10 protein-coding genes are annotated in these 13,375 nt (G+C 62.6%); all 10 read left to right on the top strand.

Features of this window, described 5'->3' with window-relative positions:
* Positions 1-16: 16 nt before the first annotated feature.
* The 10 genes from treZ (at position 17) to CKW32_RS09025 (ending at position 13,112) form a co-directional block, all read left to right on the top strand.
* Entirely contained in the window at positions 17-1,762 is a 1,746-nt protein-coding gene (gene treZ / locus CKW32_RS09070) for a malto-oligosyltrehalose trehalohydrolase (RefSeq protein WP_095184659.1), read from the top strand.
* Positions 1,759-3,843, top strand: a complete 2,085-nt coding sequence (gene malQ, locus CKW32_RS09065; RefSeq protein WP_032885256.1) for a 4-alpha-glucanotransferase — start codon at positions 1,759-1,761, stop codon at positions 3,841-3,843. Before treZ ends, malQ begins: the two co-directional genes overlap by 4 nt.
* Positions 3,840-6,590 carry a malto-oligosyltrehalose synthase gene (locus CKW32_RS09060; protein WP_095184658.1) on the top strand — a complete coding sequence of 917 codons (2,751 nt, stop codon included), beginning with the start codon at positions 3,840-3,842 and terminating at the stop codon, positions 6,588-6,590. Before malQ ends, CKW32_RS09060 begins: the two co-directional genes overlap by 4 nt.
* Before the next feature lie 24 nt (positions 6,591-6,614).
* Positions 6,615-6,884, top strand: coding sequence for a DUF2934 domain-containing protein (locus CKW32_RS09055; protein ID WP_095184657.1), 270 nt, complete (start codon positions 6,615-6,617; stop codon positions 6,882-6,884).
* 122 nt (positions 6,885-7,006) lie between these two features.
* Positions 7,007-9,166 carry a glycogen debranching protein GlgX gene (gene glgX / locus CKW32_RS09050; RefSeq protein ID WP_095184656.1) on the top strand — a complete coding sequence of 720 codons (2,160 nt, stop codon included), beginning with the start codon at positions 7,007-7,009 and terminating at the stop codon, positions 9,164-9,166.
* A gap of 1 nt (position 9,167) precedes the next feature.
* Positions 9,168-10,166, top strand: coding sequence for an acyl-CoA dehydrogenase family protein (locus tag CKW32_RS09045; protein ID WP_095184655.1), 999 nt, complete (start codon positions 9,168-9,170; stop codon positions 10,164-10,166).
* Positions 10,163-10,921, top strand: coding sequence for a PIG-L deacetylase family protein (locus CKW32_RS09040; protein ID WP_032885263.1), 759 nt, complete (start codon positions 10,163-10,165; stop codon positions 10,919-10,921). Before CKW32_RS09045 ends, CKW32_RS09040 begins: the two co-directional genes overlap by 4 nt.
* Complete coding sequence (locus CKW32_RS09035; RefSeq protein ID WP_095184654.1) at positions 10,918-11,517, top strand: SAM-dependent methyltransferase; 600 nt, start codon at positions 10,918-10,920, stop codon at positions 11,515-11,517. The genes CKW32_RS09040 and CKW32_RS09035 overlap by 4 nt, the downstream gene beginning before the upstream one ends.
* Entirely contained in the window at positions 11,514-12,173 is a 660-nt protein-coding gene (locus tag CKW32_RS09030; RefSeq protein ID WP_095184653.1) for a glycosyltransferase family 2 protein, read from the top strand. Before CKW32_RS09035 ends, CKW32_RS09030 begins: the two co-directional genes overlap by 4 nt.
* Before the next feature lie 177 nt (positions 12,174-12,350).
* Complete coding sequence (locus CKW32_RS09025; RefSeq protein WP_032885266.1) at positions 12,351-13,112, top strand: PIG-L deacetylase family protein; 762 nt, start codon at positions 12,351-12,353, stop codon at positions 13,110-13,112.
* Positions 13,113-13,375: the final 263 nt, after the last annotated feature.

The following is a 13,375-nucleotide window of genomic DNA, read 5'->3' as shown; positions in this document are numbered from 1 at the left end:
AGGGAGGCCTCTATAGATGCCGTTACGGACTCTAGAAACCTGGCCCCACGGCGCAATCATGCTGGACGCGCAACACACGCGTTTTGCCTTGTGGGCGCCAGACGCGTTTTATGTCAGCGTTGAATTGGAAGACGGCAAATCAGTTGCCATGCTGCCGCAGGCAGAGGGCTGGTTTGAAGTAGAAATAAAGTGCCCGGCGGGCACGCGCTACCGCTACAACATCGACGGGGAAAAAGACGTGCCCGACCCCGCATCCCGGGCCCAAGCGTGCGATGTGCACGGTTGGAGCCGGGTGGTTGACCCCCTCGCCTATAAATGGCGGCACAGCCAATGGCAAGGTCGCCCGTGGCATGAGGCGGTGATCTACGAGCTGCATGTCGGCGCAATGGGAGGCTACGCCGGCGTGGAGAAACACCTGCCACGCCTGGCCGAGCTGGGCGTCACGGCCATTGAGTTGATGCCCTTGGCGCAGTTCCCCGGCGAACGCAACTGGGGCTACGACGGGGTTCTACCCTACGCGCCCCATTCCTCGTACGGCACGCCTGAGCAGCTCAAGCACTTGATCGACAGCGCTCACGAGCACGGCCTGGCCGTGATCCTCGACGTGGTCTACAACCACTTCGGTCCTGACGGCAACTACCTGGGCCAATACGCCCAAGGCTTTTTTCGCGAAGACGTGCACACCCCCTGGGGCGCGGGGATCGATTTCGAGCGCCGCGAGGTGCGCCACTTTTTCCTCGACAACGCACTGATGTGGCTGATGGAGTACCGCTTCGACGGCCTGCGCCTGGATGCCGTGCACGCCATCGACAATCCCGGTTTCCTGCAACAACTGGCGCAGCGTGTGCGCCAGCAGGTCGACACCGGTCGCCACGTTTGGCTGGTGCTGGAGAACGAATTCAACCAGGCCAGCCTGCTGGAGCATGATTTCGATGCACAGTGGAATGACGACGGCCATAACGCGCTGCACGTGCTGCTCACCGGTGAAACCGACGCCTATTACAGCGACTTCGCCGCAGACACAACAGCCAAGCTGGCGCGCTGCCTGGGCGAAGGGTTCATCTACCAAGGCGAGACCACACGCCATGGCCACACCCGTGGCGAACCCAGCGCGCACCTTCCACCCAGTGCCTTTGTGCTGTTTTTGCAGAACCACGACCAGATCGGCAACCGCGCCTTGGGCGAACGCCTGCATCAACTGTGCTCGCCTCAGGCACTCAAGGCCGCGACCACGTTGCTGCTGCTGTCGCCGATGATCCCGCTGATGTTCATGGGCGATGAAGTCAACGCCAAAGAGCCCTTCCTATTTTTCACCGACCACCACGGCGACCTGGCCGAAGCGGTACGTGAAGGCCGGCGCAACGAGTTTGCCGACTTCGCCGCGTTCCAGGATCCCGAGCGACGCGAACGCATCCCTGACCCCAACGCCCTGCCTACCTTCCAGCAATCAAACCCGACATTTACCGACAGCGAACAGGCGCAGTTCTACCGCCAACTGCTGAGCCTGCGCCATCGCCACCTCGTGCCGCACTTGCCCGGCAGTGTGGCGCTGGGCGCCCAAGTGCTGGCGGACGGCGCTGTGACAGCCCGCTGGCGATTGGGCAATGGCAGCCTGTTGCAGATCGACCTGAACCTCAGTGCCACGCCCGTGAATCATCCGGCGCCGGAGCACCTACTTTTTGCCACGCCTGCTGAGCAAGGCGCGCAACTGCCGCCGTACAGCGCGCGCGTCAGCCTTTCCCCTGTTGGAGAACACCCTTGAGTGAAGCGAACCTGGAAATCCTCGCCAGCCGCGCAGGCCTGGCCGTCGATTGGATCGACGCCAACGGCCGCCCGCAACGCGTGACACCCGATGCCCTGCGCGCTGTCCTCAAAGGCCTCGGTCATCCGGCCGACAGCGACGCAGAGATCAATACCAGCCTGCTGGAACTGGAGCGGGCGCAACAAGACAAACACCTGCCGCCCTTGATGACGGTCGACAGCGGCGACGGCCTTGACTTGGCGCACTACTTCGAACCCGACACCCTGTGCCGTGTCAGCCTGGAAGACGGCGAAACCCTGGACCTGCGCCTGGACGGCGCCGCCGTGCTGCCGGGCATCATCGCCCTGGGCTACCACCAGGTGCACATCAACGACCAGACCTTCACGCTGGCCGTCGCCCCCACTCACTGCTACAGCGTCGCCGACTCGGTCGACAGCCAGCCCGCCCGCGCCTGGGGCCTGAGTGCGCAGCTGTACTCGCTGCGCCGTCTGGGCGATGGTGGCTTCGGCGACACCCTGGCCCTGGAACACCTGGCCCGTTCTGCCGCCGAGCGCGGCGCCGATGCCCTGGCAATCAGCCCGATGCACGCGATGTTCAGCGCCGACACAGGGCGCTACAGCCCCTATTCGCCGTCCAGCCGTTTGTTCCTCAACAGTTTGTATGCCTCGCCCGGCTGCATCCTTGGCGAACGTGAAGTGCGCAACGCCATCGACGCCCTTGGTCTGGAGGATGAGCTGCACGCTCTGGAGCAACACACCCTGATCGACTGGCCCGCCGCCGCCAAAGCCAAGCAACGCCTGTTGCGCGCGCTGTACGAAGACTTCCGCCACGGCCAGCATCCGCAACATGCCGATTTCCTGAGTTTCCGCCAGGCCGGCGGTGAAGCCCTGGAAAATCACTGTCGCTTTGAAGCGGTGCAAGCTGTGCGCGCGGCTGCCGGCGAAGCGCTCGACTGGCGCCACTGGCCGCAGGAGTGGCGTACCCCGCAGAGCCCGGCGCTGGCGAAGTTTGCCGAGGACAACCGAGAAGAGATCGGCTACTTCGCCTTCACCCAATGGCTGATCGCCCGCTGCCTTGAGCGCGCGCAACAAGCCGCCAAGGGCAGTGGCATGGGCGTTGGCTTGATCGCCGACCTGGCGGTGGGAGCTGACGGCGGTGGCAGCCAGGCCTGGAGCCGCCAGGATGAGCTGCTGGCCAACCTGACCGTGGGCGCGCCGCCGGACATCCTCAACCGTGCGGGCCAGGGCTGGGGCATTTCCGCGTTCTCGCCGGAAGGCCTCCAGCGCAATGGGTTCCGCGCATTTATCGAGATGCTGCGCGCCAACTTTGCCCATGCCGGTGGTTTACGCATCGACCATGTGATGGGCCTGCAACGTCTGTGGGTCATCCCCATGGACGCATCCCCTCGCGAAGGCGCTTACCTGTATTACCCGGTGGACGACCTGTTGCGTCTGTTGGCGCTGGAATCTCACCGCCATCAAGCCATCGTCCTCGGTGAAGACCTCGGCACTGTGCCCGACGGCCTGCGCGAAAAACTCAGTAGCCGCTCTATTCTGGGGATGCGTGTGCTGCTCTTCGAGCAAGGCCACGATGGTCAGTTCACGCCGATTCTCGACTGGCCGAACAACGCCCTGGCCACTACCAGCACCCACGATTTGCCCACGCTCAATGGTTGGTGGCATAGCCGCGACATCGATTGGAACATCCAACTCGGCCTGATCGATGCGCCCACCGTGGAGCAATGGAGCGAACACCGCCTGCGCGAACGCCAGGCCCTGCGCCAGGCCTTGAGCCAGGACCCGCAGAACTTCGTTGACGAGATCCGTAACGAAACCGACCACATGATCGACGCCAGCGTGCGCTACCTCGGCCATACCCGTGCGCCGTTGGTGCTGTTGCCACTGGAAGACGCCCTGGGCGTCGAAGAACAAGCCAACCTGCCCGGCACCACCGATACCCATCCCAATTGGCGCCGACGCCTGGCGGGTGAGGCTTCAAGTTTGCTGGACAATGCCGGAGCCGCGCGCCGCCTTGAACTATTGGCCGTCGCGCGCAACCAGGCCTATGAGCGTGACCGATGAAGACACTGCCCCTGCGCGCCACCCAGCGCCTTCAATTTCATAAAGGCTTTACGTTGGACGATGCGGTGCCGCTGGTGCCGTATTTCGCCGAGTTAGGCATCAGCCATCTTTACGCCTCGCCCCTGCTCAGCGCCCGCGCCGGGTCCATGCACGGTTACGACGTGGTCGACCCGACCCGCGTCAACCCGGAACTGGGCGGTGAACCCGCCTTGCGCCGCCTGGTCGCCGCCCTGCGTGAACACGACATGGGGCTGATCCTCGATATCGTCTCCAACCATATGGCCGTTGGCGGTGCCGATAACCCGTGGTGGCTGGACCTGCTGGAGTGGGGCCGCCTGAGCCCGTACAGCGAGTTCTTCGATATCCAGTGGCACTCGCCCGACCCGCTGCTCAAGGGCCAACTGTTGATGCCGTTTCTGGGCAGCGACTACGGCGAAGCGTTACAGACCGGCACTCTGACATTGCATTTCGATGCGGTCCACGGCGCATTTTATGTCGAGCATTACGAGCATCGCTTCCCGATCTGCCCACGGGATTACGCGTTGATCCTGGGCAGCGATGAAACGCTCAAACCCCTGGCTGACCGTTTCGCCGCCCTCGCCTATCAGGACGACACCTACGCCGAAGCCGCCTGGCTCAAGCAGGCACTGGCCGAGCGGGCGACTGAAGTCCTGGCGGCTATCGAAGACCGCTTGACCCAGTTCGATGGGCGCCAACCCGAGGGTTTCAACCGCCTGCATCAGTTGCTCGAACAACAGGCCTACCGCCTGGCGAGCTGGCGCACGGCGGCAGACGATATCAACTGGCGGCGCTTCTTCGACGTCAATGAGCTGGGTGGCCTGCGCGTCGAACGCACGGCGGTGTTCGAAGCCACCCACGGCAAGATTTTCGAACTGATCAGCGAAGGTTTGGTGGATGGGTTACGTATCGACCATATCGACGGCCTGGCCGACCCCCGGGGTTATTGCCGCAAGCTGCGTCGCCGAGTGGACGCCCTGGCACCTGCGCGGCACTTGCCGATCTTTGTCGAGAAGATCCTCGGTGAAGGCGAAACCCTGCGTGAGGATTGGTGTGTGGACGGCACCACCGGCTATGAATTCATGGACCAACTGTCCTTGCTGCAACACCAGCCGGACGGCTTTGCACCGCTGGCCGAGCTGTGGACACGCCATACCGAACGGCCCTCAGCGTTTATCGAAGAAGCCCGTCTGGCCCGCCAGCAGATCCTCAACGGCTCGTTGGGCGGGGACTTTGAAAGCGTCGCCCAAGCGCTCCTGCAAGTGGCCCGAGACGATGTGATGACCCGCGACCTGACCCTGGGCGCGATTCGCCGCGCCCTGCAGGAACTGATCGTGCACTTCCCGGTGTACCGCACTTACATCAGCGCCTTGGGCCGCAGCGCCGCCGACGACGCGGTGTTCCAGCAGGCCATGGACGGTGCCCGCACCACCTTGAGCGAGGGCGACTGGCCGGTGCTGGATCACCTCGAAAAATCCCTCGGCGGCCAGTCTTGGCGCCAACGTCCGGTGGGCCGTGAGCGCAAGATCCTCAAGCATGCCTGCGTACGCTTCCAGCAACTGACCTCGCCCGCGGCCGCGAAAGCCGTGGAAGACACCGCGTTCTATCGCTCAGCGGTGCTGCTGTCGCGTAATGATGTGGGCTTCAGTACTGAGCAGTTCAGCGCACCGTTGACCGAATTCCATTCGATCAACCAACAGCGCTTGGAAGCCTTCCCGGATAACCTGCTGGCCACCGCCACCCACGACCACAAACGCGGCGAAGACACCCGCGCGCGACTGGCAGTGCTCAGCGAGTGCGCCGACTGGTACGTGGAACAGGTTGAGCAGTGGCGCACCCTGGCAGCACCGTTACGCAGCGATGCCGACACGCCGTCGGCCGGTGATGAGCTGATCCTCTACCAAGTGCTGCTGGGCAGTTGGCCGCTGGACCAGGGCGATGACTTCGAAGGCTATCAACAACGCCTCTGGCAGTGGCAACAAAAGGCCCTGCGCGAAGCCAAATTGAACAGCAGTTGGAGTGCGCCCAACGACGCCTACGAACAAGGCGTGGAAGCGTTTCTGTCGCGTCTATTGCTCAGTGAAGAAGGTCGCACGTTGCGCACCGCGATTGCGGCGGCTGCCCAGGCGATTGCCCCGGCCGGGGCGCTCAACGGGCTGGCGCAATCCTTGCTTCGCATCACTGTGCCGGGTGTACCAGACCTGTACCAGGGCGCTGAGTTCTGGGACTTCAGCCTGGTGGATCCGGACAACCGTCGTCCGGTGGATTTCAGTGCACGACAACGGGCACTCGAGACCCCAACGGACATCGGCGAACTGTTGTTCAACTGGCGTGACGGGCGCATCAAACAGGCGGTGATTGCCCAGGTGCTGGCCTTGCGCAAGGCCCAGCCTGAGCTGTTTCGCAACGGTACCTACACACCGCTGGAAGTGGTCGGCCAGCATGCCGAGCGGGTGGTCGCATTCTGTCGCGAACACCAGGGCAAACGCCTGCTGGTAGTGGTTCCACGCTGGTCACATTACTTGCTGGAGAACGGTGTGTATCCCCAGATCAATGCGCAGGTTTGGGGCGATACGCGGCTGAAATTACCGTTCGCCGCACCAACTCAAAACTGGAAGGGACTTTTTCATACAGGCGCAGTCACACCAGACAAGGAGCTGTTGATCAGCACTGCCCTGGGGGATTTCCCGGTCAATGTCTTTATCAATCCTGATGATCAAGAAAGCTGAAAATTTTCTGTGAGGAGCATTGTGATGAGTACTGAAGACAAACGCATACGCGAACTGGCGCATCAGATCTGGGAGTCTGAAGGTAAGCCCCATGGTGAAGATGCGCGCCACTGGGAGATGGCGCGCAAGCTGGCCGAAGCCGAAGCGCTGACGCCGAGTAAACCCAAGGCTGGCGCCAAGCCGAAGGCCGCGCCCAAGCCGCCCGCCAAAGCCAAACCGCCGGCTCCGGTTGCCAGCAAGCCGACACCTCCTGCGGCGAAAAAGCCCTCGGCTCCGAAAAAGCCAAAGCCTTAATCCTATCAACCGCCTGCCGACGCGTTCGGCAGGCGGTTACTTCATCACACTGATTGTGAGCTGAACGTTCGTCAGCCTGGCGGCGTTCGGCCTGAAAAAAGACCCTTGCAGGAGCAACTTGAATGAGCAAACCCGACAAAAACCAAGCGACGCAGGAACATGAACCGTCGCGGATTCGCGAAGGTTTGCCCTTCCCGCTCGGTGCCACCTGGGACGGCCTGGGTGTCAACTTTGCGCTGTTTTCGGCCAACGCCACCAAGGTGGAACTGTGCCTGTTCGACGACGCTGGCGAAGTAGAGCTGGAGCGCATCGAGCTGCCGGAATACACCGACGAAATCTTCCACGGTTACTTGCCCGATGCCCATCCAGGACTGATTTACGGTTATCGGGTATACGGCGCCTACGATCCGGCCAATGGTCATCGTTTCAACCACCACAAATTGCTGATCGACCCCTACGCCAAACAGCTGGTAGGTGAGCTCAAATGGTCCGAAGCACTGTTCGGCTACACCATCGGCCATCCCGACGACGACCTCAGTTTCGACGAGCGTGACAGCGCGCCGTTCGTGCCTAAGTGCAAGGTCATCGATCCGGCACATACCTGGGGTAACGACCAGCCGGTGCGGGTGCCATGGGACCGTACGATCATTTATGAAACCCACCTGCGCGGCATCAGCATGCGTCACCCCTCGGTGGGTGAATCCGTGCGCGGCACGTGCGCCGGGTTGATGGAAGACGATGTGCTCAAGCACATTCGCCAGTTGGGTATTTCGTCGGTGGAGCTGCTGCCGGTGCACGCCTTCGTCAACGACCAGCACCTGCTGGAAAAAGGCATGACCAACTACTGGGGCTACAACAGCATCGCGTTTTTCGCCCCCGACCCGCGCTACCTGGCCAGCGGCAAGATCGCCGAGTTCAAGGAGATGGTCGCGCACCTGCACGAGCAGAAGCTCGAAGTGATCCTCGACGTGGTCTACAACCACACCGCCGAAGGCAACGAGCGCGGTCCGACCCTGTCCATGCGCGGCATCGACAATGCCTCGTACTACCGCTTGATGCCTGACGACAAGCGCTTCTACATCAACGATTCCGGCACCGGTAACACCCTGGACCTGAGTCACCCGTGCGTGCTGCAAATGGTCACTGACTCCTTGCGGTACTGGGCCAACGAGATGCATGTCGACGGTTTCCGCTTCGACCTGGCAACGATCCTTGGCCGCTATCGCGATGGTTTCGACGAGCGCCACAGTTTCCTCGTGGCCTGCCGCCAGGACCCGGTATTGCGTCAGCTCAAACTGATCGCTGAGCCTTGGGACTGCGGCCCGGGTGGCTATCAAGTGGGCAATTTCCCACCGGGCTGGGTGGAATGGAACGACCGTTTCCGCGATACCGTGCGCGCATTCTGGAAAGGCGACGACGGCCAGCTCGCGGACTTCGCCGGGCGCATGACCGCCTCGGGCGAGATGTTCAATCATCGCGGTCGCCGCCCGTACAGCTCGGTGAATTTCATCACCGCCCACGACGGTTTCACCCTGCATGATCTCGTGTCGTACAACGACAAGCACAACGAAGACAACGACGAGAACAACCAGGACGGCAGCAACAACAACCTGTCCTGGAACCACGGCGTTGAAGGCCCCACCGACGACCCGGAAATCAACGCGCTGCGCCTGCGCCAGATGCGTAACTTCTTCGCCACTCTGCTGCTGGCCCAAGGCACGCCGATGATCGTCGCCGGTGACGAATTCGCCCGCACTCAGCATGGCAACAACAATGCCTATTGCCAGGACAGCGAGATCGGCTGGGTCAACTGGGAATTGGACGATGACGGCAAGTCGCTGCTCAAGTTCGTCAAACGCTTGATCAAGCTACGCTTGGCCTACCCGATCCTGCGACGTGGACGCTTCCTGGTCGGCGACTATAACGAAGACATCGGCGTGAAGGACGTAACCTGGCTCGCACCCGACGGCAACGAAATGACCACCGAACAGTGGGAAAACAGCCACGGTCGCTGCCTCGGCATGTTGATGGACGGCCGCGCCCAGGAAACCGGGATTCGTCGCGCCGGTGCCGATGCGACCTTGTTGCTGGTGGTCAACGCGCACCACGACATGGTCAATTTCCGCCTGCCGCCAGTGCCCGAGGGTGAGTTCTGGACCTGCATGCTCGATACCAATGACACCGCAGTACGCGGTCAGGAACGCTTTGATTTTGAACATGAATACGCGGTGACCGGCCGCTCGCTGTTGTTGTTTGAACTGCAGCGCGAAGACGAGGTGTGAGATGGCTTTACACGGATTCCTTCAAGGCTACCGGGGTTATGCGGACACGCAAGCCCTGGGGGATGCCCTGAAGGCGCTTCAGGAAGAAGGCCTTGACCAACTGCCGCTGCCCGGCAGCGGGCAGACCTTGGCACGCTTCAGTCGCCTGGCCCAGGTCGCCGGGCATGACTTGCGCCTGTGCAAGTTGTTTGAGGGTCATACCGACGCGTTGGCGATCATTGCTGAACTGGACAGCCCCCTGCCGCCCTTGGGTAGCACGTGGGGCATGTGGGCCGCCGAACCGCCGAGTGCCAAGGTACGCGTGCGGCGCGACGGCCATCGACTGATCGTGGACGGTCGTAAAGCCTGGTGTTCCGGCGCGGCCGTGGTCAGCCATGGGTTGCTGACGGCCTGGGATGAAGAAGATCGGCAGCAACTGGTCGCGGTCGAGATGCAGCAGCCGGGCGTAACTGTGACGAAGGACGGCTGGCACGCGGTCGGCATGGCGGCGACGGGCAGCGTTGAAGTGGTCTTCGAGGGGGTGCGCGGCATTGCCGTCGGCCACCCCGGTGAGTACCTCACCCGCCCCGGTTTCTGGCAAGGCGGGATTGGTATTGCGGCGTGCTGGTATGGCGCCGCGCAACGCCTGGCGGAAGTCTTGCGTGAGCAATGCGCCAAACGCCCGGAACCCCATGCCCTCGCCCACTTGGGTTCAGTGGACAGTGCGCTGAACGGAGCCGCCTGCGTTCTGCGCGCCAGCGCCGAGCACATCGACCTTGAACCTAAGGCTGATGCCCGAGTGCTGGCCCAGCAGACGCGGGCTTGCATTGAAGACACGGTCGAGCAAGTGATGCACCACGTGGGGCGTGCCGTCGGTGCAGGCCCCTATTGCAAGGACGCGCACTTTGCGCAGTTGATGGCGGATTTGCCGGTGTACCTGCGCCAGAGTCACGCCGAACGTGACTTGGCCGGCCTGGGTGAGCTGATCGCAGGCGAACCCACAGGGAGGTGGCAGTTATGAAACCCAACCCGATTGTCGGCCAAGGCACCCCGCTGCATCACTGGCAGGCCTCGCCGCGGATGGCCGAGTTGCCGCAGATCAGCGTCGAACAGTTAGTACCTGAAGGGCATCGCGCCGTGATCATCGCGCCCCATCCGGATGATGAAGTGCTGGGCTGCGGTGGTCTGTTGCAAGGTCTGGCGGCGCTCGGTCGGCCCATACAGCTGATTTCGGTGACCGACGGCAGCGCCAGTCACCCCGGCTCTCGGCGCTGGCCGGTAGAGCGCCTGAGCGTGGTGCGGCCCCAGGAATCAGCGCAAGCCCTGCATCGGCTGGGTTTGCCATTGCACAGTTTGAAATGGCTGCGCGCCGGGTTTACCGACAGCAAGGTAGCGGCGCGAGAGGACGAATTGAGCGCCTTTATCCAACGCTACCTCAAGCCCACGGATGTGCTGTTTACCACGTGGCGTGAAGACGGCCACTGCGACCACGAAGCCGTAGGCCGCGCCAGTGCCAAGGCCGCCCAAGCGGTGGGCGCTACGCTGTACGAGCTGCCGGTGTGGACGTGGCACTGGGCAACCGCCGAAGACAGCCAAGTGCCGTGGCACCGCGCGCGCAAAATCCCTCTGAGCTGCGAGTCGGTGGCCCGTAAGCGCCACGCTATTCACGCGTTCGCCAGCCAATTGGAAGGTGACCCGCAGATCGGCCTGCCCCCGGTGCTCGCGCCCTATGTGGTGGAGCGCTTGCTGCAACCGTTTGAAGTGGTATTCGTATGAGTGTGGCTACGCCGTATTTCGACCAACTGTTCGCCGAAAATGATGACCCTTGGGCGTTTCGTCAACGCTGGTATGAGCGACGCAAACGAGCATTGACCCTTGCAGTGCTGACGCGTCCACGCTATGCCGCCATTTTTGAGCCGGGCTGTGCCAATGGCGAGCTGAGTTTCGAACTGGCGCCTCGCTGTGATCGCCTGCTGTGCTGTGACACCGCCGCCGCCGCCGTCAGCCTGGCGCGCAGCCGTTTGTTGGGGTTCACCCATGCCGAGGTGCAACAGAGCCGCCTGCCGGAACAATGGCCGACCGAGCGCTTCGAGCTGATCGTGCTCAGCGAGCTGTGTTACTACCTCGACGCAGACGATTTAGGCCGCGTGATCGACCGCGCCCTCGCCAGCCTGACCGACGACGGCCAACTGCTGGCGTGCCACTGGCGCGTACCGATTGAAGGCTGTCCGCAGACAGCTGAGCAGGCGCATGCCCTGCTCCATGAACGACTGGCAATGCCGCGCATCGCCAGCTACCACGAACAGGATTTTCTCCTCGACCTGTGGTGCCGCGATGGCACCTCGGTCGCTCGCCATGAGGGCCTGCGATGATCGGCGTTCTGATCCCGGTGCATAACGAACAAGCGCTGTTACCCGACTGCCTGGACGCCGCGTTGATCGCGGCCCGCCACCCTGGCCTGCAGGGCGAAGCGGTGCAGATCCTGCTGGTGCTCGACAGTTGCAGCGATGACAGCGCAGCCATCGTCCAGAGCTACCCGGTGCAGCACTTCGAAGTGCAGGCGCGCAATGTTGGGCATGTGCGAGGACTAGGTGCGCGGCATCTGCTCAATCAGGGCGCACGCTGGATCTCCTGCACCGACGCCGACAGCCGCGTCGCGCCTGACTGGCTGGTAGCGCAGTTGGCGCTGAACGCCGATGCGGTATGCGGCACGGTGACGGTGGACGCGTGGAGCGAGGGCTTCGACCCGGCCGCGCAGATCCGCTACCTCCAGGGTTATCAGGCGCAGGACGGGCACCGGCACATCCACGGCGCCAATCTGGGGGTGAGCGCGGGTGCTTACATTCGCGCAGGCGGCTTCGAACCCTTGGCCTGCCATGAGGACGTGCAATTGGTGCGCAACCTGGAACGCTGTGGCGCCTCTATCGCTTGGAGCAATACCCCGCAGGTGATCACCAGTGCGCGCCTGGAATCCCGCGCCCAAGGTGGGTTTGGCGATTATTTGAAGAGCCTGATGCCGGCGTCGTGAAAAAATCCATATTACAGAATGTAAAAGCGGCGAATCCTTGTCTATGCTGAAGACGCCTTGCTGGTCATTCAGGGTTGAATGGCCACGCATCCATCACGGCGGAGTCTGTGGTGAATAAATAGAGTCGTCCCGTCAACGGGGCACGACCAAGCACCAATCCACAAGGATGTAACGCTCATGAAGTCTGCCTCCCTCAGTGAAGGCCGTCGCGGCCCCGCGCAAATCTGGAACACTGCGCCGCAGCTGGCGCAAATCGCCCCTATCTCTGCGACATCGCTGGTCCCGGCCGGTGCACGGGTGGTGGTCATCGCGCCCCATCCGGGCGACGAAGTGTTGGCGTGCGGCGGCATGCTGCAACTGCTCAGCACCCTTGAATATCCCCTGCAACTGATCTCCATCACCGACGGCAGCGCCAGCCATCCTGGCTCACATCGGTGGCCGGCCAGCCGCTTAAGCGTGGTGCGTCCCCAGGAAAGCGCCGAAGCGCTGCGTCGCCTAGGCATGCCCATGCATAGCCTGAAATGGATTCGCGGTGGGTTTTGCGACAACGCCCTGTCGGCCCGTGAGCCGCAACTGAGCCAATTCATCGCGCGCTATTTGCAAGCGGGCGATGTGGTGTTCACCACGTGGCGCAACGACGGCAACCCCGACCACGAAGCGGTCGGCCGCGCCAGTGCGAAGGCGTGCAATCTCGTCGGTGCGCAGCTGTATGAACTGCCGATCTGGGCCTGGCACTGGCCCGCGCGCGAGGGTGCAATCATCCCCTGGCAACGGGCGCGCAAGGTACGCCTGGACACATGGAGCGTTGCGCGCAAACTCCACGCGGTCCATGCCTATGCGAGTCAACTGGTGGGTGACCCGCAGATCGGCCTGGCGCCGATGCTGGCGCAGGTGTTGTTGGATCGCATGCGCGAGCCTTACGAGATCGTCTTCGCTTAGCCGCCGACTCGTCCGTACCTGTTATTTCTCACAGTAGCGACGCGAGGGATGTGCGTCTAAGGTTCAAAACGTGCTGCACAGGTGAGGTGCAGTCGAGAAAGCCATGCCAACCCTTTGCATTGGCCGGTGTTTTCGAAGCAGGTAACTCGTATTCCCTGATCCGTATCGCGTTCGTTGTTGCCATGGTCCTTAACCGTGCCTGTCATCAGGCACCGAGGAGTCAGGTCGCATTGAGCGAGGACGGATCATGAGCAAACGACTTC

Origin of the sequence: Pseudomonas sp. Irchel 3H9, assembly GCF_900187495.1 — a bacterium.
In the GTDB taxonomy this organism is placed as follows: Bacteria; Pseudomonadota; Gammaproteobacteria; order Pseudomonadales; family Pseudomonadaceae; genus Aquipseudomonas; species Aquipseudomonas sivasensis.
This window is presented reverse-complemented; position numbering and strand designations above follow the sequence as displayed.